Source organism: Streptomyces sp. NRRL S-1022, assembly GCF_000720135.1.
Lineage (GTDB): Bacteria > Actinomycetota > Actinomycetes > Streptomycetales > Streptomycetaceae > Streptomyces.
Genome location: NZ_JOIU01000021.1, coordinates 125586 through 152509 on the forward strand (window position 1 = coordinate 125586; position 26924 = coordinate 152509).

Annotated in this window: 23 protein-coding genes, 1 tRNA gene and 2 pseudogenes; 16 read left to right on the forward strand and 10 right to left on the reverse strand. The window is 71.6% G+C overall.

Annotated elements, in window-relative coordinates; genetic code table 11:
• Positions 1 to 6 precede the first annotated feature (6 nt).
• The 6 genes from IG05_RS0128585 (at position 7) to IG05_RS50670 (ending at position 6661) form a co-directional block, all read left to right on the forward strand.
• Positions 7 to 1224 (forward strand): MFS transporter, encoded by a 1218-nt coding sequence (locus IG05_RS0128585; RefSeq protein ID WP_051790359.1) that lies wholly within the window; start codon positions 7 to 9, stop codon positions 1222 to 1224.
• Between the two features lie 42 nt (positions 1225 to 1266).
• A complete protein-coding gene (locus IG05_RS0128590; protein ID WP_051790362.1) occupies positions 1267 to 2436 on the forward strand; it encodes an acyltransferase family protein in 1170 nt (389 codons plus the stop codon).
• A 14-nt stretch (positions 2437 to 2450) separates the two neighbouring features.
• Complete coding sequence (locus tag IG05_RS0128595; protein WP_051790364.1) at positions 2451 to 3641, forward strand: acyltransferase family protein; 1191 nt, start codon at positions 2451 to 2453, stop codon at positions 3639 to 3641.
• A gap of 73 nt (positions 3642 to 3714) precedes the next feature.
• Positions 3715 to 4497 (forward strand): alpha/beta fold hydrolase, encoded by a 783-nt coding sequence (locus IG05_RS0128600; protein WP_030346907.1) that lies wholly within the window; start codon positions 3715 to 3717, stop codon positions 4495 to 4497.
• Between the two features lie 98 nt (positions 4498 to 4595).
• Positions 4596 to 5762 carry an acyltransferase family protein gene (locus IG05_RS0128605; protein ID WP_030346908.1) on the forward strand — a complete coding sequence of 389 codons (1167 nt, stop codon included), beginning with the start codon at positions 4596 to 4598 and terminating at the stop codon, positions 5760 to 5762.
• Positions 5690 to 6661 carry an NADP-dependent oxidoreductase gene (locus tag IG05_RS50670; protein ID WP_420707633.1) on the forward strand — a complete coding sequence of 324 codons (972 nt, stop codon included), beginning with the start codon at positions 5690 to 5692 and terminating at the stop codon, positions 6659 to 6661. The genes IG05_RS0128605 and IG05_RS50670 overlap by 73 nt, the downstream gene beginning before the upstream one ends.
• A gap of 51 nt (positions 6662 to 6712) precedes the next feature.
• Here IG05_RS50670 and IG05_RS45795 read toward each other — a convergent pair.
• The 5 genes and pseudogenes from IG05_RS45795 to IG05_RS0128635 all read right to left on the reverse strand — a co-directional run.
• Positions 6713 to 8065: pseudogene (locus IG05_RS45795) on the reverse strand (cellulase family glycosylhydrolase); the annotation flags it as partial.
• 144 nt (positions 8066 to 8209) lie between these two features.
• Entirely contained in the window at positions 8210 to 10228 is a 2019-nt protein-coding gene (locus tag IG05_RS0128620) for a beta-galactosidase (RefSeq protein WP_030346911.1), read from the reverse strand.
• A 26-nt stretch (positions 10229 to 10254) separates the two neighbouring features.
• Positions 10255 to 11142, reverse strand: a complete 888-nt coding sequence (locus IG05_RS0128625) for a carbohydrate ABC transporter permease (protein WP_030346912.1) — start codon at positions 11140 to 11142, stop codon at positions 10255 to 10257.
• Complete coding sequence (locus IG05_RS0128630; protein ID WP_030346913.1) at positions 11139 to 12119, reverse strand: carbohydrate ABC transporter permease; 981 nt, start codon at positions 12117 to 12119, stop codon at positions 11139 to 11141. Before IG05_RS0128630 ends, IG05_RS0128625 begins: the two co-directional genes overlap by 4 nt.
• A gap of 8 nt (positions 12120 to 12127) precedes the next feature.
• Complete coding sequence (locus IG05_RS0128635) at positions 12128 to 13441, reverse strand: ABC transporter substrate-binding protein (protein ID WP_030346914.1); 1314 nt, start codon at positions 13439 to 13441, stop codon at positions 12128 to 12130.
• Positions 13442 to 13972: 531 nt separating this feature from the next.
• Between IG05_RS0128635 and IG05_RS0128640 the strand changes: the two genes are divergently transcribed.
• The 5 genes from IG05_RS0128640 (at position 13973) to IG05_RS0128660 (ending at position 18262) form a co-directional block, all read left to right on the forward strand.
• The gene (locus tag IG05_RS0128640; RefSeq protein ID WP_030346915.1) at positions 13973 to 14992 is read left to right on the forward strand and encodes a sugar ABC transporter substrate-binding protein; all 1020 of its coding nucleotides are present in this window, start codon (positions 13973 to 13975) and stop codon (positions 14990 to 14992) included.
• Positions 14992 to 16068 carry an ABC transporter permease gene (locus tag IG05_RS0128645; RefSeq protein ID WP_030346916.1) on the forward strand — a complete coding sequence of 359 codons (1077 nt, stop codon included), beginning with the start codon at positions 14992 to 14994 and terminating at the stop codon, positions 16066 to 16068. The genes IG05_RS0128640 and IG05_RS0128645 overlap by 1 nt, the downstream gene beginning before the upstream one ends.
• 4 nt (positions 16069 to 16072) lie before the next feature.
• Positions 16073 to 16978, forward strand: coding sequence for an ATP-binding cassette domain-containing protein (locus IG05_RS0128650; protein ID WP_030346917.1), 906 nt, complete (start codon positions 16073 to 16075; stop codon positions 16976 to 16978).
• Between the two features lie 2 nt (positions 16979 to 16980).
• Positions 16981 to 17889: a sugar phosphate isomerase/epimerase family protein gene (locus tag IG05_RS0128655; RefSeq protein WP_030346918.1), complete on the forward strand. Its 909-nt coding sequence runs from the start codon at positions 16981 to 16983 to the stop codon at positions 17887 to 17889.
• 160 nt (positions 17890 to 18049) lie between these two features.
• Positions 18050 to 18262, forward strand: a complete 213-nt coding sequence (locus IG05_RS0128660) for a hypothetical protein (RefSeq protein ID WP_030346919.1) — start codon at positions 18050 to 18052, stop codon at positions 18260 to 18262.
• 48 nt (positions 18263 to 18310) lie between these two features.
• Here IG05_RS0128660 and IG05_RS0128665 read toward each other — a convergent pair whose 3' ends face one another.
• From IG05_RS0128665 to IG05_RS0128675, 3 genes and pseudogenes are all read right to left on the reverse strand, one after another.
• Positions 18311 to 19315, reverse strand: coding sequence for a Gfo/Idh/MocA family oxidoreductase (locus IG05_RS0128665; protein WP_030346920.1), 1005 nt, complete (start codon positions 19313 to 19315; stop codon positions 18311 to 18313).
• 12 nt (positions 19316 to 19327) lie between these two features.
• Positions 19328 to 19693 (reverse strand): annotated as a pseudogene (locus IG05_RS0128670) (SDR family oxidoreductase); the annotation flags it as partial.
• Positions 19694 to 19759: 66 nt separating this feature from the next.
• Complete coding sequence (locus tag IG05_RS0128675) at positions 19760 to 20929, reverse strand: Gfo/Idh/MocA family protein (protein ID WP_030346922.1); 1170 nt, start codon at positions 20927 to 20929, stop codon at positions 19760 to 19762.
• Positions 20930 to 21043: 114 nt separating this feature from the next.
• Here IG05_RS0128675 and IG05_RS0128680 point away from each other — a divergent pair, with 114 nt between their 5' ends.
• Positions 21044 to 22051 (forward strand): LacI family DNA-binding transcriptional regulator, encoded by a 1008-nt coding sequence (locus IG05_RS0128680; RefSeq protein ID WP_030346923.1) that lies wholly within the window; start codon positions 21044 to 21046, stop codon positions 22049 to 22051.
• Here the strand turns inward: IG05_RS0128680 and IG05_RS0128685 are convergent.
• Positions 22041 to 22385, reverse strand: coding sequence for a cupin domain-containing protein (locus IG05_RS0128685; RefSeq protein ID WP_030346924.1), 345 nt, complete (start codon positions 22383 to 22385; stop codon positions 22041 to 22043). The genes IG05_RS0128680 and IG05_RS0128685 overlap by 11 nt on opposite strands.
• Positions 22386 to 22513: 128 nt before the next feature.
• On the opposite strand from IG05_RS0128685, the gene IG05_RS0128690 reads away from it, so the two are divergent.
• The gene (locus IG05_RS0128690; protein ID WP_030346925.1) at positions 22514 to 23029 is read left to right on the forward strand and encodes a hypothetical protein; all 516 of its coding nucleotides are present in this window, start codon (positions 22514 to 22516) and stop codon (positions 23027 to 23029) included.
• Positions 23030 to 23340: 311 nt separating this feature from the next.
• On the opposite strand, the gene IG05_RS0128695 is transcribed toward IG05_RS0128690, so the two are convergent.
• On the reverse strand, positions 23341 to 23919 hold the full coding sequence (locus tag IG05_RS0128695; RefSeq protein ID WP_030346926.1) for a TetR/AcrR family transcriptional regulator: 579 nt from the start codon (positions 23917 to 23919) through the stop codon (positions 23341 to 23343).
• 205 nt (positions 23920 to 24124) lie between these two features.
• Between IG05_RS0128695 and IG05_RS0128700 the strand changes: the two genes are divergently transcribed.
• The 3 genes from IG05_RS0128700 (at position 24125) to IG05_RS0128710 (ending at position 26745) form a co-directional block, all read left to right on the forward strand.
• Positions 24125 to 25555: an MFS transporter gene (locus IG05_RS0128700; RefSeq protein WP_030346927.1), complete on the forward strand. Its 1431-nt coding sequence runs from the start codon at positions 24125 to 24127 to the stop codon at positions 25553 to 25555.
• A 44-nt stretch (positions 25556 to 25599) separates the two neighbouring features.
• Positions 25600 to 25673 (forward strand) — tRNA-Pro (locus IG05_RS0128705).
• A 217-nt stretch (positions 25674 to 25890) separates the two neighbouring features.
• Positions 25891 to 26745 (forward strand): patatin-like phospholipase family protein, encoded by an 855-nt coding sequence (locus IG05_RS0128710; protein ID WP_037814856.1) that lies wholly within the window; start codon positions 25891 to 25893, stop codon positions 26743 to 26745.
• Positions 26746 to 26924 lie beyond the last annotated feature (179 nt).

Consider the following 26924-nt stretch of genomic DNA (forward strand, 5'->3'; position numbering starts at 1 on the left):
TCCCGTATGGCTGTCCTGATCCTGGCCATCTTCTGCGTCGGCACCGCCGAACTAGCGCCGAGCGGCATGCTGGGCGACCTGTCCAGGGACCTGTCCGTCAGCATCCCTACCGCGGGGCTCCTCGTGACCGTCTACGCCCTGACGGTCGTGGTCGGAGGGCCGCTCGTCACCGCGGCCACCACCAGGGTCCGCCGCAAGTACCTGCTCGTGGGGCTGCTGCTGGTCTCCGTCGCCGGCAACGTCGTCTCCAGCCTCGCCCCCACCTTCACCCTGCTGGTCGTGGGCCGGATGCTGACCGCCGTCATCCACGGCACCTTCCTCGCCGTGTGCGTCGTCATCGCGGGCAGCATGGCCGACGAGGGCAAGGAGGGATCGGCGATCGCCGGTACCCAGCTGGGCATCAACCTGGCCACCGTGCTCGGCGTGCCGCTGGGCACCCTGGTGGCCCAACAGCTGAACTGGCGGGCCACGTTCGGCAGCGTCGCCGTCCTCGCCCTGCTGGCCACCGTCCTCATCCTGCTCGTCGTCCCCGACAGCGGCGGCGCCGGCGGCTCCTCGGCGGCACACGAGCTGCGCGTGTTCAGGAGGTGGCAGGTGATGGGCACCGTCCTGGCCACCGTCCTGTGCTCGGGCGGCATGTTCACCCTGATCACCTACATGGTCCCGCTGCTCACCGACGTAGGGGACTTCCCGTCCGCCTGGGTGCCCGCCGTGCTCGTCGTCTACGGTCTGGGCTCCATCGCCGGCAACGCCATCGGCGGCCGGTGCGCCGACCGGTCCGTCGACGCGGCCGTGCTCGGGCTGTCCTCGGCACTGGCCGCGGTCTGCCTCCTGTACTGGGCCGCCGCGCCCTCCCCGGTGGGCGCCGCAGCCTTCCTGATCCTCTTCTCCATGGCGACCTTCGCCCTCATCCCCGGACTCCAGGCCAAGGTTCTCTCGGCTGCCGCGGACGCGCCGACGCTGTCCCTGACCGCCAACATGTCCGCCTTCGGGCTCGGCGCTGCTCTCGGCTCCTGGGCCGGCGGCCAGATCATCGATCAGGGCCTCGGTATCCGCACCGTCACGGTCGGTGCCGCGACGTTCACCGCCCTCGGTGCCCTGCTGATCCTGCAGACCGTCCGCAGTGGCCGGCGCGGGCAGCGGGACGCCGGCGACCAGGACCGCAACGGCACGACGGAACGGCAGTCCGCCGACTGCGGATCCACCGCCGCGCCGACCTCCTGAACCGGCCTCCCGGCCCGCACCTTCTACGAGAAAGCCACTCCCATGCCGAGCAACTCCCCGCCCGCCTCCAGACCCAAGCTTCCCTCGCTGACCGGGCTGCGCTTCATCGCCGCCGCCCTGGTCTTCTTCTTCCACGCCTCACTGATCTTCATATCGATGAACCCCTTCGCCGACCCGGACCTGGCCGACGGCTTCCGGTGGCTGTTCAGCAAGGCCGGCTGGATGGGGGTGTCGTTCTTCTTCGTCCTGAGCGGCTTCGTGCTGACCTGGTCGGCCCGCCCCGGTGACACGGTCACCGGGTTCTGGCGGCGGCGCCTGCTGAAGATCTTCCCCAACCACGTCGTCACCTGGGCCCTTGCCATGCTCCTGTTCGCAGGATCGGCGGTCCCGGTCAAGGTGTGGCTGCCCAACCTCTTCCTGGTGCACTCGTGGTTCCCCGACCCGGCCGTCCACCTGAGCCTCAACGCCCCCGCCTGGTCGCTCTGCAGCGAGCTGCTCTTCTACCTGCTGTTCCCGTTCCTCCTGCGGCCGGTGCTGCGCATCAAGGAGCGCGCGCTGTGGGTGTGGGCGGCGGCCATGGTCGCCGGCATGCTGGCCGTGCAGCTGGTCACCGACTTCCTGGCGCCCGGCAGCCCCGCGGCGCCCGGCACCGATGTGACGGTCTGGCAGTTCTGGTTCGGTTACAACTTCCCGCCGGTGCGGATGTTCGAGTTCGTCCTCGGCATGATCCTGGCCCGGCTCGTGCTGGCCGGAGCCTTCCCCCGCATAGCGATCGTCCCGGCGGCCGTACTGTGCCTGGCCGGTTACGCCGCGGCGATGGCGGTGCCGTTCCTGTACGGCCTCAACCTGATGACCGTCGTGCCCATCTCCCTGCTGATCTGCGCGGTGGCGTACGCCGACGTCGAGGGCACCCCGACGGTGCTGCGCGGCCGTGCGATGCAGTGGCTCGGCGAGGTCTCCTTCGGCTTCTACCTCGCCCAGCAGATCGTGCTCTCCTTCGTGCGCACGAAGCTGATGGACGAGCGGACCGTCGCCACCCCGGTCGGCATCGCCGTGGTGGCAACCGAATTCGCCGGTGCGCTCGCCCTCGGCTGGCTGCTCCTGGTGTGCGTCGAACGCCCCGTCATGCGCCGCTGGGCCCGTCCCCGCAGGAAGACGGCGGAGCCCGCAGAGTCCTCCGCCGCCCCGCAGCAGCTCACCACCGCCTCCTGAAGGGAAAGGCACCCATGACCTCGCCGTCCCCCGTTGCCACCGACAGCAGCGCCGTTCCGAGTTACCGGACCAAGCTCCCATCGCTGACCGGGCTGCGCTTCATCGCCGCCGCGCTGGTCTTCTTCTTCCACGCGACCTTCAGCGACCCGCCCATGAACCCGTTCGCCGACCAGAGCTGGGAGGAGGGCTTCCGGTGGCTGTTCAGCAAGGCCGGCTGGATGGGGGTGTCGTTCTTCTTCGTCTTGAGCGGCTTCGTGCTGACCTGGTCGGCCCGGCCCGGTGACACGCTGAGCGGGTTCTGGCGGCGGCGCCTGCTGAAGATCTTCCCCAACCACGTCGTCATGTGGGCGTTCGCCATGGTGCTGTTCGCCGGGGCGACGACGCCGGTGTCCGCGTGGCTGCCGAACCTCCTCCTGATCCACTCCTGGTTCCCGCAGCACGGGACCTTCATCAGCGTGAACCCGCCGAGCTGGTCGCTCTGCAGCGAGCTGCTCTTCTACCTGCTGTTCCCGTTGCTGCTGCGGCCGGTGCTGCGCATCAAGAAGCGCGCGCTGTGGGTGTGGGCGGCGGCCATGGTCGCCGGCATGCTGGCCGTGCAGCTGGTCACCGACTTCCTGATGCCGCAGCACCCGCCGACCCCCGAGGGCTTCGGCGTCTCCCTGTGGGAGTTCTGGTTCGGTTACAACTTCCCGCCGGTGCGGATGTTCGAGTTCGTCCTCGGCATGATCCTGGCCCGCCTCGTGATGACCGGAGCCGCTCCCCGCGTCGGTATCGTTCCCGCCGCGCTGCTGTGCGTGGCCGGCTACGCCGCGGCGATGGCGGTGCCGTTCCTGTACGGCCTCAACCTGATGACGGTCATCCCCATCGCCCTGCTGATCTGCGCGGTGGCCCGTGCCGACATCGAGGGCACCCGGACGGTGCTGCGCGGCCGTGCGATGCAGTGGCTCGGCGAGGTCTCCTTCGGCTTCTACCTCGCCCAGTACGTGGTCATGTACTCCATCCGTACGTCGCTGATGGACGAGCGGCTCTTCAGCCCGCTGCCCGCCGTCCTCGTCCTCCTCGGCTTCTTCTTCGCGACCCTCCTGGCCGGCTGGCTGCTCCTGGTGTGCGTCGAACGCCCGGTCATGCGCCGCTGGGCCAGGCCGGCCGCGCGGACCACGGCGCCCCGGGACGAGGAACCACAGCCCGTCCCGGCGCTGCACTGACACCCGCCGCGCCTCCGGCCCTTCCGTGGCCGGCCCCGAGTTCCCCCTGTCACCCGCAAGTGAGGAGATTCCCGTGCCCACGATCGACGTCAACGGCACCCCCGTCCACTACACCGCCCAGGGCAACGGGCCCGGACTGCTGTTCGTGCACGGCACGGCCGCCGACGGCGAGACCAACTGGGGTCATCTGCGCGAGCACTTCACCGAGCGCCACACCGTCATCACGCCCGACTACTCGGGCAGCGGCAAGACGCCTCTGCACGCCGACGACCTGAGCCTGGACGAGCTGGTCGACCAGGTGATCGGCGCCGCCCGGGCAGTGACCGACCAGCCCTTCGACATCGTCGGGTTCTCGCTCGGCGCGGTCGTCTCCGCGGCCGCCGCGGCCAAGTACCCCGAGATGGTCCGCCGTCTCGTCGTCATCAACGGCTGGGCCCGCAACGACGATCCGCGCCAGCAGCTCGCCGTCGATCTGTGGCGGCGGCTGCCGGACATCGACGCGGAAGCCTTCGCCGCGTACAGCGCGCTGCTGATCTTCTCGCCGCCCTTCCTCGCCGGTTTCGGCAGCGACGGGGTCAAGGCCACCGTGGCCGGCATCACGGCGGAGATCGGAACACTGCGCCAGATCGAGCTGGACCACCGGGTGGACATCAGCGCCCTCCTGCCCGCCATCGGCGCCCGCACACTCGTCGTCGGCTCCACCCGGGACCAGCTCATCCCCGTGGAGCACTCCCGCGAGATCCACCAGGCCATCGAGGGCAGCGAGTACGCCGAGCTGGAGAGCGGCCACATGGTCGTCTTCGAGAAGACCGCCGAACTGGTCCAGCTCGTCACCGAGTTCCTCGACCGGGACTGACCCCGGCCGGCAGCCCGCCTGTGCGGCTGGAGCGGCCCCACCCGGCCCCTCCGGCCGCCCAGGCCGGCCCATATCCCGTCTTCCTCCGGAGAGACCCCTTGTCCATATCCGCCGAATCCAATGCGACAGCCACGGGGCGCGGCCCCCGACCGCGGCAGCGGGCCGTACACGGCCGGCTCCCCTCGCTGACCGGGCTGCGCTTCATCGCCGCCGTGCTGGTCTTCTGCTACCACTCCTCACTCGCCCTGCCCGCCCTGAACCCCTTCTCCTCACCCGACGTCGCCGATGGCTACCGGCACCTGTTCAGCAACGCCGGCTGGGCCGGAGTGAGCTTCTTCTTCATCCTGAGCGGCTTCGTGCTGACCTGGTCGGCCCGGGAGGGAGACCGGCCACGGCACTTCTGGCGCCGCCGGTTCTTCAAGATCTACCCCAACCACCTCGTGACCTGGGTCCTGGCCCTGGCACTGCTCTCCGGATCCACCACCCAGTGGTGGCAGGCAGTTCCCAACCTCGCCCTCGTCCACGCCTGGATCCCCGAGTTCACGGTCTTCCTCGGTGTGAACCCGCCCAGCTGGTCCCTCGCCTGCGAGCTCTTCTTCTACCTGTGCTTCCCGCTGTTCCTGCGCTGGATCAAGCGGATCCCGGCCGCACACCTGTGGCGCTGGGCCGCAGGAACCGCGGGCGCGGTGATCGCCGTACCGGCGCTGGCGTATCTGCTGCTGCCCGGTAACCCGCCGATGCCCGAGGGCTCCCCGGCGTCCGTCTGGCAGTACTGGAGCGTGTACATGCTCCCGCCGGTGCGCGCGCTGGACTTCGTGCTCGGCATGCTGATGGCCCGCATCGTCCTGACCGGCCGCAGGTTCCCCGTCCGGGCCCTGCCCGCCGCGCTCGCCTGTGTGGCGGCGTACGCCCTGTCCCTCCACATCCCGTGGCTCTACGCCCTCGACGCGGTCTTCGTCGTCCCCATGGCCCTGCTGATCCCCGCGGTCGCCCTCACGGACACCGCGGGACGGCCCTCCGTGCTGCGCAGCCGGCCGATGGTCTGGCTGGGTGAGGTGTCCTTCGCCTTCTACATGGTCCACCTCATCCTGCTGAACGTGTTCCGCGACGTCCTCGGCCCGGAACGCTACTTCGGGACCGCCGCGGGCGTCGGTGTGCTGCTCGCGCAGATGCTGCTGACGCTCGGTGCGGCATGGCTGCTGTTCGTCGGTGTGGAGAAGCCGGCCATGCGCTGGCTCGGACGGCCTCGCAAGGAGTCCTCGTGAAAGCAGTGGTCATCGACCGCTACGGGCCTCCCGAGGTCCTCACCGTGGCCGAACTGGACGTTCCCCGGCCCGGTCCGGGCGAGGTCCTGGTCCGGGTGGCGGCGGCCGCCGTGAACCCGGTCGACCTGGCGGTGCGCCGCGGCGACATACCGTCCCCGGTCCTGCCGGCCGTCGTCGGCTGGGACGCCTCGGGCACCGTGGTCGAGGCCGGCCCGGGCACCACGCGCTTCCGGGAGGGGGACCGGGTGATCGCCGCCCGCTCGCCGTTCGCCGACGGAGCCGGGGTGACCGCCGAGTACCTCGTCCTGGAGGAGAGCCTCGCGGCACACGCCCCCGAGAACGTCCCGCTGGAGGACGCCGCGGCCATGCCGCTGGCCGCCCTCACCGCCGAGCAGGCCCTCGGCCGGCTGCCGGCCGAGTTCCCGGGCCGCCTCCTGGTGGCCGGGGCGGCGGGCGCGGTCGGCGGTCATCTCGTCCAGCTGGCTGCCCTGCGCGGCTGGCGGCCGGCGGCCCTGGCCCGCGCGTCCGACGGGCACACGGTGACGGAGCTCGGAGCGGCCGAGGTCTACTCGGACGCGGACACCCCTCCGCCCGGATCGTACGACGCCGTCATCGACGCGGCAGGCCGCCCGGAGACGATCGCGGCGGTGCGCGACGCGGGACGCTACATCTCCCTCACGCCCTTCGCGGTACCGGAGGCCGAGCGGTCCGTCGACGTGGAGATCTACGGCGTCCGGACCGACGGCACCATGCTGGACACCCTGGCCCGCCACGTGGAAGCCGGAAAGCTGACGCTGCGCGTCGCCCGTGTCCTCCCCTTCGAAGAGGCACCGAAGGCCCACGCCCTCCTCGAAGCGGGTGGCGCCCGGGGCAAGGTCCTGCTGACGCCCGGAAGCTGACCACCGGCCGGCACGTGGAGGGCGGGCGGACGGCGGACCTCGGCACGGCCGGCCGCGCTCCGCGGTGACCGTCACCTCGCTGCCCGGGGCGGCCAGTACGCGGGCCCGGCCCGCAGGACCGCGCAGGATGCGTGCCCCGCCGGTGGCCGTGAGGCGCCAGGTGCCCGGCGGCAGGGAGAGCACCGTCGTCCGGGAGCCGTGGGAAGACGCGCGGTAGGCCAGCCGGTAGACGCCCGTCCCGGGGTCGTAGCCGGCGGAGCGGACCGTGCCCGCCACGGCCTGTGCGTACGGCTCGGCGGTCAGCTCCTTGCGGGGGCGGAACGCGCCGGTGCCGTCCACCGCGCAGTACCCGCCGCCGTAGCACCACACGTAGCCCGCCCAGCCGGAGGCGTAACGGCCAAGGGAGGCCAGGGCGTCACGGTAGAAGGCGTCCATGTGCGGCAGCGTGCTGTCCGGCGGCCCCCACTCGCCGACGACCACCGGGACCCGGTAGCGCCGGGGGTACTCGGTGACGGCCCGCTCGTACGCCTCGATCCAGCCGGCCCCGGGATCGTAGTCGGCGCCCGCCTCCATGGCGGTGTCGTAGAAGTGCGGCGCGTACACGACCCGCGGATCGTCCACGCGGCCGAGGCCGGTCGGTACGCCCTCGCCCACGACCGGGGTCGGCTCGACGAACAGCCAGGCGTCCCGGTCGGCCGGACGGACGGCGCTCGCGAGGCGGTTGTACATCGGGGTGAGCTGCTCGCGTTCGACGCGGCGCGCGGCCGTCGGAAGGTCCTCGTCCGGTCGCCGCTCGCCCATCGGTTCGTTGATCAGGTCGTAGCCGAGCACGGCCGGGTGACGGGCGAAGCGGGCGGCGAGGGTGTGCCACATCGCGGCCTGGGCACGCCGCAGGTCCGTGTCCTCGTACAGGTGGGTGAAGGCGCGCTGCACGGCGGGCTCGAAGTACTCGGCGAACCAGTCGTCGGGGTGCGCGGTGAACGGCAGGCCGTCGGTGCGGGTCGCCCACTCGGGTATGCCGCGGTGGCCGAACGCGGGCCCGAAGACGTCCTGGTGGGCGTCGAGGACGACCTTCACGTCATGGCGCTGCGCCCAGTCCAGGACGCGCTCGATCTTGCGGAGGTAACCGCGGCTGTACTGTCCCGGCCTCGGCTCCAGGTCGTCCCAGAAGACCAGCAGCCGGGCGAAGTCGAAGCCGTGGGCCCGCAGGTCGCGCAGGTGGCGTTCGGTGATGGCGGTCAGGGCCGCGTCCCCCCGGTGCACCTTGTCCTCGATGTTCCAGCCGTGCAGGGTGAGTACCCGCCCGTGCCGGTCGGTGAGCCGGGGGACGTCCCGCCCGGTCTCCTCGGCGTGGGCGGTGGCGGGGGCCAGCAGCGCGGCGACGGCCGCGCCCGCCGTGAGCATCGCTCGCAGCACAGGAAACCTCCGGGATGCCGGTCTCACGTTCGGTGACTTCGCGTGCGGTCCGGGCGGAACACCCCCGTGCTACCAGCCCCGCGCACGGAAGGCCAGCGCTTGCGCACCCGCCCCGGCACCCCGACCCGCGGTTCACCGGCCGCGCGGCTCCCGTACCACCGCCACGCCGCCGGGGGCCACGGTGACCGAGCCGGGCGTCTCCTTGCCGGTGAGCAGCTCCGTGGCGTTCCGCGCGACCGGCACCGACGCCCCCCGGCCGGTGTGGTCGATGACGAAGAGGTAGTCCGCCTCCGGGCCCCGCCGGCGGACCACCTCCACCCCGGGCGGCGCGGAGCGCACCGGCTCCGCCCCCGCCTCGGTGCGGACGCGGTCCAGCAGGGCGGCCAGCGTGTGCGGGTCGGGCAGCGTCGCCAGGTACCAGGCGGCACCGGCGCCGTAGCCGTGCCGGGTCACCGCCGGGACACCCGCCAGCGGGCCGTCGGCGAACGAGGCGACCGCCTCGGCGCCCGCCGGCCGCAGCCGCTCCGACCACAGCGTGCCCGTGGCGCCCTGCGGCACCGCGCCGTGCAGGGCGACCGGCGCGTCCGGCAGCAGCGGGAACGGTTCGTCGGAGCGGACCCCCAGCACGTCCCGGAACGCCCCCGGGTAACCGCCCAGCCGCACATGGCAGTTCTCGTCCACGGCGCCGCTGTGGAAGCCCACGGCGAGCGTGCCGCCCCGCTCGGTGAACGCGGCCAGGTTCGCCGCGCCGGTGTCGTCGACGAGGTAGAGGCTCGGCGCGAGCACCAGGCGGTACGCGGACAGGTCCGCGTCGGGCCGTACGAAGTCCACCGCGACGCCCGCGCGCCACAGCGGCTCGTACCACGCCCGGACCAGGTCCAGGTGGCGCAGCGCGCCGCTCGGCTGGGCGGGCAGTTCCAGGGCCCAGGCGGCGTTCCAGTCCCAGACGACCGCCACCTCGGCGGGGGTGGTGCTGCCGCGCACCTCCGCCAGCGCCTTCAGGTCGGCTCCGAGCCGTACCACGTCCTGCCAGATCCGGCTGTCCGTCCCGGCGTGCGGCACCATCGCGGAGTGCCACTGCTCGGCGCCCGCCCTGGACTGGCGCCACTGGAAGAACGCGATGCCGTCGGCGCCGCGCGCCACGTGCGCGAGCGCGTTGCGGCGCAACTGCCCCGGATCCTTGGCCCGGTTGACGGGCTGCCAGTTGACGGCGCCGGTGGAGTGCTCCATCAGCAGCCACGGGCCGCCCGCGAGCGAGCGCACCAGGTCGCCGCTCAGCGCGACGTCGATCTGCGACTCGGGGTCCGTGGACCGCAGGTAGTGGTCGTTGGAGACGATGTCCGGCTCGGGCGCCCAGCGCCAGTAGTCCAGCGCCTCGAAGCTGAAGTTCACCATGAAGTTGGTGGTGGCGGGCAGGGACGGGGCCGCCGTGCGCAGCAGGTCCCGCTCCGCCCGGTACAGCGAGAGCAGTTCGTCGGAGCAGAAGCGCCGCCAGTCCAGCCGGTGCGTCGGGTTGGGTACGGCACCGGTGGCGCGCGGCGGCAGGATCTCCTCCCAATCGTGGTACCACTGGGACCAGAAGGCGGTGCCCCAGGCGGCGTTGAGGGCCGCCAGGTCGTCGCCGTACCGGTCGCGCAGCCAGCGCCGGAAGGCCGCCGCGCTGGTGTCGCAGTAGCAGGCCGCGTTGTGGCAGCCGTACTCGTTGTGGACGTGCCACATGCGGACCGCCGGGTGGTCCGCGTACCGCTCGGCGAGCGCGCCCGCGATGCGCAGCGCGGCCCTGCGGTAGGCGGGCGAGGACGGGCAGAACGTCTGGCGGCTGCCGTAGGAGAGCCGGCGGCCGTCCCCGTCCACCGGCAGCGCCCCGGGGTGGGCCCGGAAGAACCAGGCCGGCGGCGCCGCCGTGGGCGTGGCGAGGTCGGCGGCGATGCCGTTGTCGTGCAGCAGGTCCAGGATGTCGTCCAGGCGCGAGAAGTCGTACACGCCCTCGGCCGGCTCCAGCAGCGCCCAGGAGAAGATGCCGACGCTGACCAGGTTCACCCCGGCCTCGCGCATCAGGCGTACGTCCTCGGCCCACACCTCCTCGGGCCACTGCTCGGGGTTGTAGTCGCCGCCGTACGCGAGGCCGGGGACGGACAGGGTGCGCTTCACGTGGTTCTCTTTCCGGTGCGGGCGCCTCAGCCCTTGTTGGAGCCCAGGGTCAGGCCGCTGACGAACTGGCGCTGGAGGACGAAGTACACGACCAGGGTGGGGATCGCGGTCAGCAGGGAGCCGGCGGCGACCAGGTTGGGGTCGGTGAAGTACTGCCCGGAGAGGTTGTTCAGCGCCGAGGTGACCGGCATGTTCTCACCGGTGGAGATCAGCACCAGCGCCCAGAAGAAGTCGTTGTAGATCCAGATGGACAGCAGGGTCGCCAGGGCGGCCATCGCCGGCTTGCACAGCGGCAGCGTGATCTGCCAGTACAGCCGCCACACCGAGGCGCCGTCGACCAGCGCGGCCTCGGTCAGCTCGTGCGGCAGCGAGCGCATGTAGTTGCTCAGCACGAACGCGCAGAACCCGGACTGGAACGCCACGTGGATCAGGACCAGGCCCAGCGCGGAGTCGTACAGCTTGCCGCTCGCGGTGATGCCCGGCAGGTCCGTGAGCAGGTACAGCCGGTACAGCGGGGTGATGATGACCTGCTGCGGCAGCAGGTTGCCGGCCGTGAACACCAGCAGCAGCGCGAGGTTGACCCGGAAGTCGAACCGGGCGACGTAGAACGCGACGCAGGAGGACAAGAACAGCGTCAGCAGCACCGCCGGCACCGCGATGAGCAGCGTGTTCCCGAAGTAGTGCATCATGTCGGACTGCTGGTACGCGTGGACGAAGTTGTCCAGGCTCAGCTTGTCCGGCCAGGACACGTAACCCTTGGCGCTGGTCTCGCCGTAGGGGCGCAGCGCCGAGAAGACCGCCCACAGCAGCGGGGCGAGCCAGGCCAGCGCGGTGCCCGCGAGGAAGACGTGCAACAGGACGCGGGCGGGGCGGACCGGGGCGCGCCGCTTCAGCGGGAGAGTGGTGCCGCTCATGCGCGCCGCTCCTTCCGGAAGGTGGCGATCAGATAGGGGATGATGACGGCGAGGGAGATCACCAGCAGGACGACGGCGATGGCGGAGCCGTACCCGATGCGGCTGGACTCGCCGATGATGTTGTTGGTGACCAGGATCGACAGCAACTCGGTGCCCTGGGCGCCCTTGTTGAAGACGAAGACCAGGTCGAAGGCGCGCAGTGCCTCGATGATGGTGACGACGAGGACGACCGTGTTGGTGGGGCGCAGGGTCGGGAAGATGACGTTCTTGAACGTCTGCCACTCGCCCGCGCCGTCCAGCGCGGAGGCTTCGCGGAGCGAGGGGTCGACGCTCTTCAGACCGGCCAGGTACAGGATCATCATGTAGCCGGTGTGCCGCCAGGACGCGGCGATCAGGACGGCCCACAGGTTGAGGTGCGGGTCGCCGATCCAGTCGATGTAGTGGCCCGGCCTGTTGGCGCCGATGACGCTGTTGATCAGGCCCGTGTCCGGGTTGTAGATCAGCTGCCAGACGAACCCGATGCAGGCCATGGAGATGACGACCGGCAGGAAGAACGCGGTCTGGTAGACCCGGGTGAAACGGATCTTCTTGTCCAGCTGTACGGCGAGGAACAGGCCGAACGGCGTCGGGACCAGAATCAGTACGACGAACCAGACCATGTTGTGCTGGACGGCCGGCCAGAACTGCGGGTTGTCGGTGAACAGTTGCCGGAAGTTGTCCAGGCCGACCCACTTGATCGAGTCGAACCCGATGCCGTCCCACGTGGTGAAGGCGAGGAGGATCGAGGCGAGGGCGCTGACCCAGACGAGGATCACGTGCAGGACGGTCGGCACGCCCGCCATCAGGGCGAGCGTGAACCGGTCACGGCGGGTCAGCAGGCGCCGGTGGCCCCGCACGACCCGCTTCTTCCCGGGCGCGGCCCCCGGAGCAGGCACCGCGGCCGGCTGCGGGGTCTTCGTCGTCGTGTCGGTGGTCATCGGGCCGCTCACGAGGAAGCGAAGATCGTCTTCTTCTGGCGTTCGACGGACGACAGCAGGTCGTCCACGCCCTTGGGGTTCTGCAGGAACTTCTGCAGGCCGGGCTGCATCACCGTGGAGGTGAAGTCGGGCCGGGAGTCGCGGTCCATGAACTGGGTGAGGCTCTTGGCGCCGGAGATCATCTCGAAGGCCTTCTTCTGCAGCGCCGAGTACGACGAGGTGGAGGCCTTGTCGGAGGCGGCCACCACGCTCGGGTCGCTCTTGAGGTAGATCTCCTCGGCCTGCGGGGTGCCGAGGAACTCCAGCAGTTTCACCACACCGGCGTGGTTCTTCGGCGACTTGGAGACCATGAAGCCGTCGGTGGGCGCCTCGACGGTGTCCTGGCCGTACGCGGGATCGATCTCCGGGAAGGGGAAGAAGTCGAGGTCGTCCAGGTCGGCCTTGTCGGTGAACTGCTGTGCCACGAAGGAGCCGAGAAGGTACATGCCGGCCTTCTTCGCCACCAGCGTCTGCGCGGCGTCCTGCCAGGTACGGCCCATGAAGCCGTCCTGGTGGTAGGGGAGCAGCTCGGCCCAGTGGTCGAAGACGGCCTTGACCTTGGCGTCGGTCCAGGAGGCCTTGCCGGCCATCAGCTGGACGTGGAAGTCGTAGCCGTTGAGGCGGAAGTTGATCTGGTCGAAGGTGCCCATCGCCGGCCAGGCGTCCTTGTCGCCGAAGGCGATCGGGACCAGGCCGTCCTTCTTCATCCGCTTGCACAGGGCGACCAGGTCGTCCCAGGTGGTGGGGACGTCGTAGCCGTGCTGCCGGAAGACGCTTCTGCGGTAGAAGACGGCCCAGGGGTAGGTGGTCAGCGGCACGAAGTAGTACTTGCCGTCCGCGCCCTTGCTGAGTTTCTTCATCGCCTCGGGGAAGTTGCCCCCGATCTTCTCCCACACGTCGTCGATCGGGCTGGCGAGGCCCTTCGCCGCGAAGAACTGCATGCGGTAGCCGGCGAACCAGTTGAACACGTCGTCCGGGGTGCCCTGCAGATACGAGTTGATCTGCTCCTGGAAGGTGTTGTGGTCCTTGGTGTTCACGTCGACCTTGAGGCCGGACTGCCGGGTGAAGGCCGCGTAGATGTCCCCGTAGGCCTTCTTCGGCACGGCGTCGGACTGGTTGGAGCCGACGGTGACGGTCTTCGGGTCCGAGCCGGAACCGCTGCCGCCGCAGGCGGACAGCAGGGGTATGCCGGCTCCGGCGAGCAGGGCGGCACCGCCCGCTGAGCGGAGCAGGGAACGGCGGCTGGGGCCGGGGAGGGACAGACCGGAGGGGGAGAGGCGCATGGCGGCTCCTGAGGAATGCAGGGTTCGGCCAAGGGGGTGAGTTGGTCACCGAAAGGTCTTCGAAACCGCTCAGAAACCAACTCGACCGAACATCGTGGGCGTAATAACAGCCTCAGGTCCGCGCATGCGTCAATAGCTCCGGTCGCAACGGGAGGTCTCTTGCCCGAAACGTAATCGTCACCGTCACCTGCGCCATTGGCGGCGGCAGGGACGGGCGGCCGGCGCGGCCGGGGGCGGCCGGAGGGGTTGTGGGAAAGAGGTGGTTCCGCCGCAGGCGGGACGGGCGGTTCCGCTTCGGGTGCTGACCAGCGACTGGAAGCCGTTCGCCGCGGAGTGCGGTGTACTGGGCTCATGCCCCCCGGTCGCCGGGTCCCGCGCCGGCGGGGTGTCGGTGTTTGTACTTACATTCGGACCTGCTTGTGAAATGATGTCTTAACAAAGTATTGACAGCGGGCCCGGCAGAGGCTTGTATCCCGTCCCAACGCAATCGCGTCCCTCGCCCCGTCGCAAGCACAGTGAGGTGCAGGAAAGATGGACCGCTCTTCTCGCCCCCGCTCCCGCAGACTGGCCCCCGTCGTGGCCGTTGCCGCTGCGGCAGCCCTCACCCTCGCCGGCTGTTCCAGCGGTTCCGGCGGCAAGAAGGCCGAGGAGGAAGCGGCGAACGCCTCCGCGGGCAAGGCCGACACCCCCCGCATGACCGTCGCGCTGGTCACCCACCAGGCACCCGGCGACACCTTCTGGGACACCGTCCGCAAGGGTGCCGAGGCCGCGGCGGCCAAGGACAACGTCAAGCTCGTCTACTCCGCCGACCCCAACGCGGGCAACCAGGCCAACTACGTGCAGAACGCGATCGACCAGAAGGTCGACGGCATCGCGGTCACCCTGGCCAAGCCCGACGCGATGAAGGGCGTGATCGGCAAGGCGGGGCAGGCCGGCATACCGGTGGTCGGCCTCAACTCCGGACTGAGTGACTGGAAGAAGCTCGGCCTGCTGGAGTTCTTCGGGCAGGACGAGAGCGTGGCGGGCGAGGCGTTCGGCAAGAAGCTGAACACCACCGGTGCCAAGAAGATCGTCTGTGTGATCCAGGAACAGGGCAACGTGGGTCTCACCCAGCGCTGCGACGGCGTGAAGAAGACGTTCCGGGGCACCACCGAGACCCTGTACGTGAACGGCACCGACATGCCGTCCGTGAAGTCGACCGTCACGGCCAAGCTGAAGCAGGACAAGTCCGTCGACACCGTCGTCACCCTCGGCGCCCCCTTCGCGCTGACCGCGGTGCAGTCGGTGGGCGACGCCGGCAGCAAGGCGAAGGTGGCCACCTTCGACCTCAACAAGGAACTGGTCAAGGCGGTGCAGAACGGCACCATCGAGTTCGCCGTCGACCAGCAGCCCTACCTCCAGGGCTACCTGGCGGTCGACTCGCTGTGGCTCTACAGGAACAACGGCAACTACAGCGGCGGCGGTGAGCAGCCGGTGCTCACCGGCCCGGCCTTCGTCGACAAGTCCAACGTCGACAGGGTCGCCGCCTTCGCCGCGAAGGGCACCCGGTGATGAGCATGGCCCAGCAGGCTCAGCCGGCCGTCGGCGGCCCGCCGGCGTCCGGCCCGCAGCAGACCGACGGCCGCACCGCCCGGCGCCCGCCGGTCCTCAGGCTGCTGGCCCGGCCCGAGGTGGGCGTCTTCCTCGGCGCCGTCGCCGTCCTGGTCTTCTTCCTGATCACGGCGCCGCCGGTGCGCGACGGCAGCTCGATGGCGAACATCCTCTACCAGTCCTCGACCATCGGCATCATGGCCCTCCCGGTGGCCCTGCTGATGATCGGCGGCGAGTTCGACCTCTCCTCCGGCGTCGCCGTGATCTCCTCGGCGCTCACCGCGAGCATGCTCAGCTACCAGCTGACCGTGAACGTGTGGACCGGCGTCGTCGTCGCCCTGGTCGCGTCCCTCGGGATCGGCGCCTTCAACGGCTGGATGGTGGTGAAGACCGGGCTGCCCAGCTTCCTGGTCACCCTCGGCACCTTCCTGATCCTCCAGGGCGCCAACCTCGCCGTCACCAAGCTGGTCACCGGCAACGTCGCCACCGACGACATCAGCGACATGGACGGTTTCGGCCAGGCCAAGAAGATCTTCGCCTCCACCTTCGACGTGGCCGGGGTCCAGGTGAAGATCACCGTCATCTGGTGGCTGGTCTTCGCGGCCCTCGCCACCTGGGTGCTGCTGCGCACCAGGTACGGCAACTGGATCTTCGCCGTCGGCGGCAACAAGGAGAGCGCCCGCGCGGTCGGCGTCCCGGTGAGGTTCACCAAGATCACCTTGTTCATGCTGGTCGGCTTCGGCGCCTGGTTCGTCGGCATGCACAACCTGTTCTCGTTCAACACCGTGCAGTCCGGCGAGGGCGTCGGCCAGGAGCTGATCTACATCGCCGCGGCCGTCATCGGCGGCTGCCTGCTCACCGGCGGCTACGGCTCCGCGATCGGGCCGGTCTTCGGCGCGTTCATGTTCGGCATGGTGCAGCAGGGCATCGTCTACGCCGGCTGGAACCCCGACTGGTTCAAGGCCTTCCTCGGCGTGATGCTGCTCGGCGCCGTCCTGATCAATCTGTGGGTCCAGCGCACGGCGACCCGGAGGTGAAGCGATGACCGACCACACGACCCACGGCACCGCCGTCCAGGACCCGCCGCCCCCCGCCGGGGGCCCCCTCGTCGAACTGCGCGGGGCGGGCAAGTCCTACGGCAACATCCGCGCCCTGCACGGTGTCGACCTGACGGTCCACGCCGGCCGGGTCACGTGCGTGCTCGGCGACAACGGCGCCGGCAAGTCCACCCTCATCAAGATCATCTCAGGGCTGCACCGGCACACCGAGGGCGAGTTCCTCGTCGACGGACACCCGGTGCGCTTCTCCACCCCGCGCGAGGCCCTGGACCGGGGCATCGCCACCGTCTACCAGGACCTGGCCACCGTCCCGCTGATGCCGGTGTGGCGGAACTTCTTCCTCGGCTCCGAGATGACCAAGGGCCCCTGGCCGCTGCGCCGGCTCGACATCGCCCGCATGAAGCAGACCGCGGACCGGGAACTGCGCAACATGGGCATCGTCCTGGACGACCTGGAACAGCCCATCGGCACCCTCTCCGGCGGCCAGCGCCAGTGCGTGGCCATCGCCCGTGCCGTCTACTTCGGCGCCCGCGTCCTCATCCTGGACGAGCCGACGGCCGCCCTCGGCGTCAAGCAGTCCGGCGTGGTCCTGAAGTACATCGCCGCCGCCCGCGACCGCGGCCTCGGCGTCATCTTCATCACCCACAACCCCCACCACGCCTACATGGTCGGCGACCACTTCAGCGTCCTGCGCCTCGGCACCCTCGAACTGAGCGCCGAACGCAGCGGGATCGGCCTGGAGGAGCTGACCCACCACATGGCCGGCGGCACCGAACTCGCCGCACTCAAGCACGAGCTGGCCCAGGTGCGCGGCGTCGCCGTGGACGAGCTGCCCGAGGAGGGCGACCTGAGCGCACCCGCGGCCACCTCCCCGGAAGGAACCCCCTGACCATGGCGCACCCCACCCCGCTCGACCGCATCCGGGTCGGCTCGGCCCCCGACTCCTGGGGCGTCTGGTTCCCCGACGACCCGCAGCAGGTGCCCTGGGAACGCTTCCTCGACGAGGTCTCCGAGGCCGGCTACGACTGGATCGAACTCGGCCCGTACGGCTACCTGCCCACCGACCCGGCACGGCTCGCCGACGAGGTGGCCGCGCGGAACCTGAAGGTCTCGGCGGGCACGGTCTTCACCGGCCTGCACCGCGGCCCCGCCGTCTGGGAGGAGACCTGGGCGCACGTCAGCCGGGTCGCCGCGCTCACCCAGGCGATGGGCGCCCGGCACCTGGTGGTCATCCCCTCCTTCTGGCGGGACGACAAGACCGCCGAGATCCTGGAGCCGCCCGAGCTGACCGCCGGGCAGTGGGCGCACCTGAGCAAGGGCATGGAGCGGCTCGGCCACGAGGTCAAGGAGACCTACGGCCTGGACATCGTGGTGCACCCGCACGCCGACACCCACATCGACACCGAGGAGCACGTCGGGCGCTTCCTGGACTCGACCGACTCCGAACTGGTCAACCTGTGCCTGGACACCGGGCACTACGCCTACTGCGGCGGGGACAGCGTCAAGCTGATCGAGACCTACGGCGAGCGCATCGGGTACCTGCACCTCAAGCAGGTCGACCCGGACGTCCTCGCCGAGGTCGTCGCGGGCGGGGTGCCGTTCGGACCGGCGGTGCGGCGCGGGGTGATGTGCGAACCGCCGTCCGGGGTGCCGGAGCTGGGGCCGGTGCTGGAGGCGGCACAGGAACTGGGCGTGGAGCTGTTCGCGATCGTCGAGCAGGACATGTACCCGTGCGAGCCGGACAAGCCGCTGCCGATCGCGGTGCGCACCCGCCGCTTCCTGCGGTCCTGCGGGGCCTGAGGGGCCGGCCGTCCCACCCGACCGGGCCGCGGGGTGCACGACCGCGGCCCGGTTCCTGCGCTGTTGCGAGGGATTCGGTCACCGGGGGGCCGGGAACCAACGGGGGCACGCGGTCGTTTCCACCGACAACGGGGAACGCCCGCGCGGACGGGAGGACGAGATGACACACCGTACGGAAGCCCGCACCACGCCCGAGGACCAGGCCGACGCCGCGGTCCTGGCCGACGCCGCGGTCCTGCGCCGCGACCGCTTCGGCTCGCTGCCCGAGCGCATACGTCCCGAGGACACGGTGGAGACCAGGCCGGCGACCGTGCCGGACCCGGCGCGCGACACCTACAACCCCGACGAGTGGCTGATCCGGTACTGCGGCTGACGCGGAACGGACCGGGCGGCGCCGGGCGGCTGCCCGGCGCCGGGCGGCTCAGCCCTGCCGCACCTCCGCGAGTGTCACCGGCCGGTGTTCGTGCAGGGACAGCGTGCAGGCCTCGGCGATCCAGCCGGCCTCCAGGGCGTCCTCGACGGTGCACGGGGAGGGCCGGGTGCCGGCCACGACCTCGGTGAACGCGGTCAGTTCGGCGCGGTAGGCGTCGGTGAAGCGGTCCATGAAGAAGTCGTGCGGGGTGCCGGCGGGGAAGGTCACGCCGGGCTCGGCCGAGCGCAGCGGCAGCTTGTCGTCCAGGCCCACGGCGAGCGAGTCGGCGAAGCCGTGCAGTTCCATGCGCACGTCGTAACCACGCTTGTTGTGCCGGGAGTTGGACACCACCGCGATGGTTCCGTCGTCCAGGGTCAGGACCGCGCCGGTGGTGTCGGCGTCGCCCGCCGCCTTGATGTAGTCGGCGCCCCGGTTGCCGCCCACCGCGTACACCTCGGTGACCCCGGCTCCCGTCACCCAGCGGATGATGTCGAAGTCGTGCACGGAACAGTCGCGGAAGATACCGCCGGACGCGGCGACGTAGGCGGCCGGCGGCGGGGCCGGGTCCAGTGTCGTGCACCGCACCGTGTGCAGCGCGCCCAGCTCGCCGGACCGGACGGCGGCCCGCGCGGCGGCGAAGCCCGCGTCGAAGCGCCGGTTGTAGCCGATCTGGATCGGCACGTCGCTGCCCCGCACGGCCTTGAGGACCTCGACGCCCTCGCCCATCGTCCGGGCGACGGGCTTCTCGCAGAAGACCGGGACGCCGGCCTCGACACCGGCCAGGATCAGGGCGGGATGGGCGTCGGTGGCCGCCGCGACGACGAGACCGTCCACGCCGGCCGCCAGCAGGGCCTCGGGCGAGTGGGCGACCTCGGCACCGAACCGCTCGGCGGCGGCCTCGGCCGCCTGCGCGAAGGGGTCGGCGACGACGAGCGACTCGACGGCGTCGAGGCCGGAGAGGGTCTCGGCGTGGAAGGCGCCGATGCGGCCGAGGCCGAGGATTCCGATACGCATGCGGTACTGCTCCTAGGGTTGTGCGGAGTTCTGGTCGAGGCCGCCGAGCACGTTCTGGTCCCAGTCGATCACCGACCCGGTGACCACCCCCGACCGCTCGGACAGCAGGAAGCCCACGAAGTCGGCGATCTCGTCCGGCCGGCCGAGCCTGCCCATCGGCAGCCGGGCCCCGGCCTGTTCGCGCCAGTCGTCCCCGGCACCGTGGAAGGCGCGCTGGGTCGCGTCCTCGCCCTCCGTCGCGGTCCAGCCGATGTTCAGGCCGTTGATCCGGATCCGGTCCCGGCGGTGCGCGTGCGCCGCGTTCCGGGTGAGGCCGACCAGGCCCGCCTTGGCGGCGACGTACGGCGCGAGGTACGGCTGTCCGCCGTGCGCCGAGGAGGGTGATGCGCTTCCACGGCGCGCTGCCGCCCGCCGGGCCGGTGCTGCCGTCGGCGATCCAGGTGGTCACCCCGTACAACATGCCTGCGGGGTGACCCACCGGCCGCTTTGCGCCGACTCCGCCATGGCGTCCAGCAGGGCCGCGCTGTGCACCGCGTCCGCGAGGGTGGCGCCGTAGGGGGTGCCCTCGGCGATGGAGCGGACGAAGCGGTAGGCCTCGATCACCTTCAGGTCGTCGTAGCCCATCGCGTTGGCCGCGCCCGGCTGGAACGCGGCGAACTCGCCGGCGCCCGGCCCGACGTACACCGTGCTCACCGGCTGGTCCTGGTACGTCGTACCGCGGCCGACCCGCAGCTCGTTCATCCGGCGGAAGTCCCAGAACACCGCGCCCCGGGTGCCGTGCACCTCGAAGCCGTAGCCGTTCTGCTCGCCGACCGACACCCGGCAGGCCTCCAGGACCCCGCGGGCGCCGGAGGCGAAGCGCAGCAGGCAGCCGACGTAGTCCTCGTTCTCGACCGGGCCCGGCTCGCCGCCCGAGGCCAGGGCGTGGCCGGCCGTCGCGCCGCTCGGACGGGGCCGCTCCGGCACGAACACCGCCGTGTCCGCGGTGAGCGAGGCGATGTCGCCGAGCAGGAACCGGGCCAGGTCGGCGCCGTGCGAGGCCAGGTCGGCGAGCACTCCGCTGCCGCCCCGCGCACGCTCGTACCGCCAGGTCAGGGCGCTGTCCGGGTGGGCCGCGTAGTCGCTGAAGAGGCGGATGCGGACGTGCGTGACCGTGCCGAGGCCGCCGGAGACGATCAGCTCGCGGGCGGCCTCCACGGCGGGCGCGTTGCGGTAGTTGAAGCCGACCGCGCCCTGGACGCCGGCCCCGGCGACCGCGTCGGCGACCGCGCGGGCGTCCCCGGCCGTCAGGCCCACCGGCTTCTCGATCCACAGGTGCTTGCCGGCCTCGGCCACCGCCACGCCGATCTCCCGGTGCAGGAAGTTCGGCGCGGTGACGCTCACCGCCCGCACGCGCGGATCGGCCACCACCTCCCGCCAGTCACGGGTCGCCGAGGCGAAGCCGAACCGCTCCGCGGCCTCCTCGGCCCGCCCCGGCACCTCCTCGGCGACCGTGATCAGCCGGGGCCGCAGCGGGAGCCGGGGATAGTGGTGCGGGAGGCGGGCGTACGCCTGGGTGTGCACCCGGCCCATCCAGCCGAACCCGACGACGGCGACACCGAGCGCATCCGCCATGACAGCCTCCCGCGTTTGGACCGGTCCACATACGATCCAGGCCACCTTTGTTCGGACATGCACAGCGTGTCAACCCTTTGACAGCGCGGCACGCCGCGTGGAACGGTCCATGCCATGAGAGCGCCGACCATCCGCGACGTGGCCGAACGGGCCGGCGTGTCGAAGTCGCTGGTCTCACTGGTGCTGCGCGACTCCGGCCCGGTGCGCCCGGAGAAGCGGGACGCGGTCCTGCGGGCCGTGCGCGAGCTGGGCTACCGGCCGAACGCGGCGGCCCGCAGCCTGAGCGAGCAGCGCACCCGCACCGTCGGCGTCCTCCTCGACGACCTGCGCAACCCCTGGTTCGTGGACCTGCTCGACGGGCTCAACTCCCCGCTGCACGCGGCCGGCCTGAGCATGCTCCTCGCCGACGCCCGCCTCAGCCGGCGCATCGGCCACGACCTCGCCGAACCCTTCCTGGACCTGGGCGTCGACGGCCTGGTGGTGGTCGGCACGGTCCCGGACGCGGGCGGCCTCGAAACGCTCGCGCGGCGGATGCCGGTCGTCGTCGCGGGCGCGCGCGAGACGCAGCCGCCGGGCGTGGACGTCGTCGCCGGCGACGACGAGCGGGGCGCCCGGCTCGCCACCGAGCACCTGCTCGGGCTCGGCCACCGCCGGATCGCGCACCTCGCGGGCCACGGCGCCGTCGGCGTGCTGCGCCGGCGGGGCTTCGAGGCGGCGATGCGCGAGCACGGCGCCGAACCGCTGGTCGAACCGGGCGACCTGACCGAGGAGGGCGGCTACCGCGGGACCGTACGCCTGCTGAGGGGCCCGGCACCGCCCACGGCGCTCTTCGCCGTCAACGACATGGCCGCGGTGGGCGCGCTGTCGGCGGCCGGGGAACTGGGGCTGCGGGTGCCCCACGACCTGTCGGTGGCCGGGTACGACAACACCAGCGTCTCCCGGCTGCGGCACCTCTGGCTGACCACCGTCGACGCCTCCCCGCACGAGGTGGGCCGGCGCGCCGCCCGCTGTCTGCTGGACCGCTTCGCACGGCCGGAGCGGGAGGGGCGCGTACACCTGGCCGTGCCCGTGCTGGAGATCCGGGGCACGACGGGGCCGCCCGCGGCCGGTGTCACAGGCTGATCGCGTACGCCTTGCGCAGGGTCTCGTGCACCGTCCAGGTCGTACGGTCGCCCGCGCGGAGCACCGCCAGGTCGCCGGGGCCCACGGTCAGCGTCGGCCCGTCCGCCACCTCGATCGTCGCCGACCCGCTGATCACTACGAACAGTTCGTCCGCCTCGGTGTCGGTGACCACGCCCGGGGTGATCTGCCAGATCCCGCGGATCTGCCGGCCGTCCGCCGACTCCCAGACCACCTTCCCGGTGACCTCCGGATCACCGGAGACGATCTGCTCCGGGTCCAGGGGCTCGGGTTCGAGGTCGGCGTCGGGGATGTTGAGCGCGAAGCTGGGCGTCATGCGGCCGACCCTAGTCGGCGGGCGCGCCGCGCCGCCGTCGACAGGGTGTGCGGTATCGGGCACGGTCGCGGGACACTTCGTCGGGCCGCGCGGTGGCGGGAGCGCCCGGCGCGCGTGATCGTGGGGGCATGGCTGACTCCACGGCGGTCGGCTCGGCACCGTCCCGGCACCACGGCACGCGTGAGATCGTCCTCTTCGGCGGCGTGTACGGCGCCGTCCTCGCCAGCTCGATGGTCGCGGCGCTGACCCAGTACGGGCACACCTCCGCCGAGGTCCGCGGCTACGACGCCGCCTGGGTGCTGGTGACCGCGTGCGCCTCCGCCCTCGCCCACGGCTACGCCCACTACATCGCCGAGCGCGTCCCGCACCGCCGCTGGGACATCCTGCTCGCCCTGCGCAACGAGTGGCCGCTCGTCGCGGCCGTCCTGCCCACGGTCTTCCTGCTGGCGGGCGCGCGCTTCGGGTGGTGGTCCGCGAAAGGCGTCGAGTACGCGGCGTTCGCCCTCAACATCGCCATCCTGTTCGCCCTGGGCCTCGTCACCGCCCGCTGGTCGGCCCGCACCTGGCCGACCGCCGTCCTGATGGGACTGGGCGACGCGCTGCTGGGCCTGTTCGTGGTGGTGGCGAACGCGCTGATCAAGTAGCCGCCGGGCGCTGCCGGCCGCGGCCCGGCCGGCTACGGGCGGACTGGGGCCGGCGCGGGATGCGGGGGTGTCGGCCGGCGAGGCCGGGTGCGTCGGCAGGGCCGGTGGGGCCCTCGGCCGGGACCGGTCGGGGCGGGCCGAGCCCGAGGCCGGTCGGCGGGGGCCGAGCCCCGAGGGCGGTCGGCGCGGCTCGTGGGACGGGTGCGCGGGGCGGGTGCGCGGGACGGCTTGCGGGGCCGGTCGGTACGGTCCCGGGCGGCCCCGCGCAGCGTTGCCTTCCGGGACGTCACGCACAGGCCCGGGCGGGTCCGTCAGCGGATGGTGCGGACGCCGTCCAGGGCGATCGTCAGGACCCGGTCGCGCTGGGCGTCGTCCTCGAAAGCCGTCGCCGTGATCCCGGCGACCATCCGCAGCAGATCACCGAACTCCATGTCCGCCCGGGCGGCACCGGCCCGCTGCGCCCGCTCCAGCAGCGGGCCGCCGGCCGCGTACATGGAGTCGCGGCACGACTGGAAGATGTCCGACTGTCCGTCGAGGGCCTCGCGGACGGCCCGCTTGGTGACCAGGTACCCGGAGAACCGGTTCAGCCAGGCCGTCAGCGCCTCCCACGGCTCCCGGTCCGCGAGCTCGACGGCCGCCCGGCACAGGGCGTTGACCTCGTCGGCGTAGACGCTCTCGAACAGGTCGCGGCGGGTCGGGAAGTTCCGGTACAGCGTGCCGATGCCGACGCCGGCGCGGCGGGCGATGTCCTCCAGCGAGGCGTCCGCCCCGTGCTCCGCGAACGCCTCGCGGGCCGCGGCGAGCAGCGCGTCGTAGTTGCGGGCGGCGTCCTTACGGTGCGGCCGGCGGGCCGCCACGATCTCGCCGACGGGGAACGGCGTGGCCGTCACTGCTGCCTCCCGGGAGGGGAATCGATTGAAGCGGAGGGGTACCTCCGCTACAGTGGAGGGGTACCTCCACTTTAACAGTGCGGGGTCGGCTCCGCCGTGGCCGGACGCGGCCCGCCCAGCCGGCCCCGCCTGCCCCGGCGCGGCCCGTACGACCGCGCCCCACGTACCCGATCCTCCGCGTCCCTCATCCGGGAGAGGCTTCTCCATGCCCCGCGCGTCCACCCGCCTCACCTTCACGGTCCTCGCGACCGGTGCCGGCGTGTTCTCCATGCTGCAGTCGCTGATCGCGCCGGCCCTGCCGACCGTCCAGCACGCCCTGCACACCTCGCAGTCCACCGCGACCTGGGTGATGACGGCATACCTGCTGTCCGCCTCCGTCTTCACCCCGATCCTCGGCCGGGTCGGCGACCTCGCCGGCAAGAAACGCACCCTCGTGGCCGTCCTGGTCACCGTCCTCGCGGGCTGTCTCATCGCCGCGCTGGCCCCGACCATCGGCGTACTGATCGTCGCCCGGGTCGTCCAGGGCGTCGGCGGCGCCCTGTTCCCGCTCTCCTTCGGCATCATCCGGGACGAGTTCGCCCCCGGCGAGGTCAGCGGGAGCATCAGCAACCTCTCCGCCGTGATCGCCGCCGGCGGCGGCGTCGGCATGGTGGCCGCCGGGCCGATCGTGTCCGCGCTCGACTACCGCTGGCTGTTCTGGATACCGGTCGCGATCGTCGCCGCGACGGTCCTGATCGCGCTGCGCTACGTCCCCGAGTCGCCCAGGAGGGCCGGGGGCAGGGTCAGCTGGGGCGGCGCCGTACTGCTCTCCGGCTGGCTGGTCGCCCTGCTGCTGCCGCTGAGCCAGGCCGGCCGGTGGGGCTGGGGCTCGGCGAAGGTGCTCGGCCTGTTCACCGCCGCCGTCGTACTGTTCGCGGTGTGGCTGGCCGCCGAGGCCCGCTCGCGCAGCCCGCTCATCGATCTGCGGGTGCTGCGGCAGCCCCCGGTGTGGACGACCAACGCGGCCGCCCTGCTGTTCGGCGCCGGCATGTACTCGATCTGGTCCTTCCTGCCGGGCTTCGTCCAGACCCCGTCCGCGGCCGGCTACGGCTTCGGCGCCAGCGTGACCGCCTCCGGCCTGCTCATGCTGCCGATGCTGGTCGCGATGTTCCTCTCCGGCGTCCTGTCGGGCCGCCTCGAACCCCGTGTCGGCGCCAAGGCGTTGCTCGTCTCGGGCGCCGCCTTCGGCGCGGTGGCCTGCGGCTTCCTCACCCTGTGGCACGACGCGCAGTGGCAGATCGCCGTCGTCGCGGGCCTGTTCGGCCTCGGCATCGGACTCGCCTTCGCCTCCATGGCCAACCTCATCGTGGGCAGCGTGCCGGCGGAGCAGACCGGCGCCGCGACCGGCATGAACGCCAACATCCGCACCATCGGCGGCTCGATCGGCGCCGCGCTCACCAGTGTCCTGGTCACCGGCCGGCTCCAGCCCTCGGGCCTGCCGTACGCCTCCGGCTACACCCACGCCTGGGCCCTGCTCGCCCTCCTGTGCCTCGCCGCAGCCGGCGCCGCCCTCCTCGTCCCGGCACGCCGTCCCACCCGCCCGGCCCGCACCGGCACCGCCCCGGCCCCGGCCCGGGCACCCGCCCGCGTGCGGTAGGGTTGACCTGCGTGATCACGCGGGGCACCCGCGTGAGACCGCAACGGGACGTGGCGCAGCTTGGTAGCGCACTTGACTGGGGGTCAAGGGGTCGCAGGTTCAAATCCTGTCGTCCCGACAGAATGCCTGGGGTTTTCCCCGGGTCAGGGCCTTGCTCCACTTCGGTGGGACAGGGCCCTCGGTCGTTTTTCCGGGACCTGCGTCTCACAAGCGTCAAACGGCGGGCCGTGGTGTCGACCTTGCTGCTCAGTAAAGGGCGATGGTCCTTTTCTCCGGCACCTGAAGAGCGTGCGTCAGTATGTGGTGCGACTGTTTCGATAACTGGGGGAGAAGTCATGCACTCACTCGACCGGGCACTCGTACTGGGCGCCGGAGGTCTCGTGGGCACGGCCTGGACGGCCGGGCTCGCCTGCGGGCTGCGCCGTGGTGGGGTGGATCTCGGCGAGGCCGATCTGATCGTCGGCACCTCGGCCGGCGCGATCACCGCGGCACTGCTGGCCACCGGCCAGGACCCCGACCGGCTCGCCACCCCAGTGCGCCCCGCCGACTCCGGCAGCACTCCTCCCCAGGTGGACGGGCGCCGGCTGGGCGAGGCGTTCGCCGTGCTCGGTATGGCCGCCTCGGACCCCGCCGAGGCGCGGCGCCGAGTGGGCCGGATCGCACTCGCTGCCGAGACCGGCCCCGAGCAGGCGCATGTCGCCCGGATGCGGGCCATGGTCGGCGCGGACCAGTGGCCGGACCGGCAGCTGCTCATCGCCGCGATGAACGCCGGGACCGGTGAGCAGGAGGTCTTCGACCGCGCGAGTGGCGTCCCGCTGCCCTCCGCCGTGGCGGCAAGCACGGCCTTCCCGGGCATCTACCCACCGATCACCATCAAGGGCCGCCGGTACATGGACGGCTCCCTGCAGTCGGCGACCAACGCAGGACTCGCAGCCGGAGCCCGCACGCTCGTCGTGATCGACCCGCAGGCGCACCTGTTTCCCCGCGAGTTGCTGCACCAGGAGCTGGCGGTCGCCGGGGCACGCACAGTGGTGACCATCGAGCCCGACCCGGCATCAATAAGCGCATTCGGCTCGGACCTGAATGACCGGACGGCATGGGAACCGGCCTACCAGGCCGGCCTTCGCCAAGCCGCCGATGCCACAGAGCAGCTCCGCCTCGCCTGGAAGAGTGGAACCGACGCGGACTGAGTTCCGCCCGATCTCCGGAGTGGTGCCGCGTATCCTCGCTCCCGCCCTCGTCCCGGGGATCTCCTCGCTTCTTCCGCTGGAGAACCAGGCCTTACGGTCAGCTGAACCATCCGGCTCGGCATTGATGGGCATCGGCTGGCTGAATGCGCTCGCGGGCGCAGCAGTCGAAGGGCACTGTG

What these genes read in the sequence shown, in the direction of transcription:
- IG05_RS0128585 (WP_051790359.1), top strand. Translation starts at nt 7, where the DNA reads ATGGCTGTCCTGATCCTGGCCATCTTCTGCGTCGGCACCGCCGAACTA.
- IG05_RS0128590 (WP_051790362.1), top strand. Translation starts at nt 1,267, where the DNA reads ATGCCGAGCAACTCCCCGCCCGCCTCCAGACCCAAGCTTCCCTCGCTG.
- IG05_RS0128595 (WP_051790364.1), top strand. Translation starts at nt 2,451, where the DNA reads ATGACCTCGCCGTCCCCCGTTGCCACCGACAGCAGCGCCGTTCCGAGT.
- IG05_RS50670 (WP_420707633.1), top strand. Translation starts at nt 5,690, where the DNA reads ATGGCTGCTGTTCGTCGGTGTGGAGAAGCCGGCCATGCGCTGGCTCGG.
- IG05_RS0128625 (WP_030346912.1), bottom strand. Translation starts at nt 11,142, where the DNA reads ATGAGCGGCACCACTCTCCCGCTGAAGCGGCGCGCCCCGGTCCGCCCC.
- IG05_RS0128630 (WP_030346913.1), bottom strand. Translation starts at nt 12,119, where the DNA reads ATGACCACCGACACGACGACGAAGACCCCGCAGCCGGCCGCGGTGCCT.
- IG05_RS0128635 (WP_030346914.1), bottom strand. Translation starts at nt 13,441, where the DNA reads ATGCGCCTCTCCCCCTCCGGTCTGTCCCTCCCCGGCCCCAGCCGCCGT.
- IG05_RS0128640 (WP_030346915.1), top strand. Translation starts at nt 13,973, where the DNA reads ATGGACCGCTCTTCTCGCCCCCGCTCCCGCAGACTGGCCCCCGTCGTG.
- IG05_RS0128645 (WP_030346916.1), top strand. Translation starts at nt 14,992, where the DNA reads ATGAGCATGGCCCAGCAGGCTCAGCCGGCCGTCGGCGGCCCGCCGGCG.
- IG05_RS0128650 (WP_030346917.1), top strand. Translation starts at nt 16,073, where the DNA reads ATGACCGACCACACGACCCACGGCACCGCCGTCCAGGACCCGCCGCCC.
- IG05_RS0128655 (WP_030346918.1), top strand. Translation starts at nt 16,981, where the DNA reads ATGGCGCACCCCACCCCGCTCGACCGCATCCGGGTCGGCTCGGCCCCC.
- IG05_RS0128660 (WP_030346919.1), top strand. Translation starts at nt 18,050, where the DNA reads ATGACACACCGTACGGAAGCCCGCACCACGCCCGAGGACCAGGCCGAC.
- IG05_RS0128665 (WP_030346920.1), bottom strand. Translation starts at nt 19,315, where the DNA reads ATGCGTATCGGAATCCTCGGCCTCGGCCGCATCGGCGCCTTCCACGCC.
- IG05_RS0128675 (WP_030346922.1), bottom strand. Translation starts at nt 20,929, where the DNA reads ATGGCGGATGCGCTCGGTGTCGCCGTCGTCGGGTTCGGCTGGATGGGC.
- IG05_RS0128680 (WP_030346923.1), top strand. Translation starts at nt 21,044, where the DNA reads ATGAGAGCGCCGACCATCCGCGACGTGGCCGAACGGGCCGGCGTGTCG.
- IG05_RS0128685 (WP_030346924.1), bottom strand. Translation starts at nt 22,385, where the DNA reads ATGACGCCCAGCTTCGCGCTCAACATCCCCGACGCCGACCTCGAACCC.
- IG05_RS0128690 (WP_030346925.1), top strand. Translation starts at nt 22,514, where the DNA reads ATGGCTGACTCCACGGCGGTCGGCTCGGCACCGTCCCGGCACCACGGC.
- IG05_RS0128700 (WP_030346927.1), top strand. Translation starts at nt 24,125, where the DNA reads ATGCCCCGCGCGTCCACCCGCCTCACCTTCACGGTCCTCGCGACCGGT.
- IG05_RS0128710 (WP_037814856.1), top strand. Translation starts at nt 25,891, where the DNA reads ATGCACTCACTCGACCGGGCACTCGTACTGGGCGCCGGAGGTCTCGTG.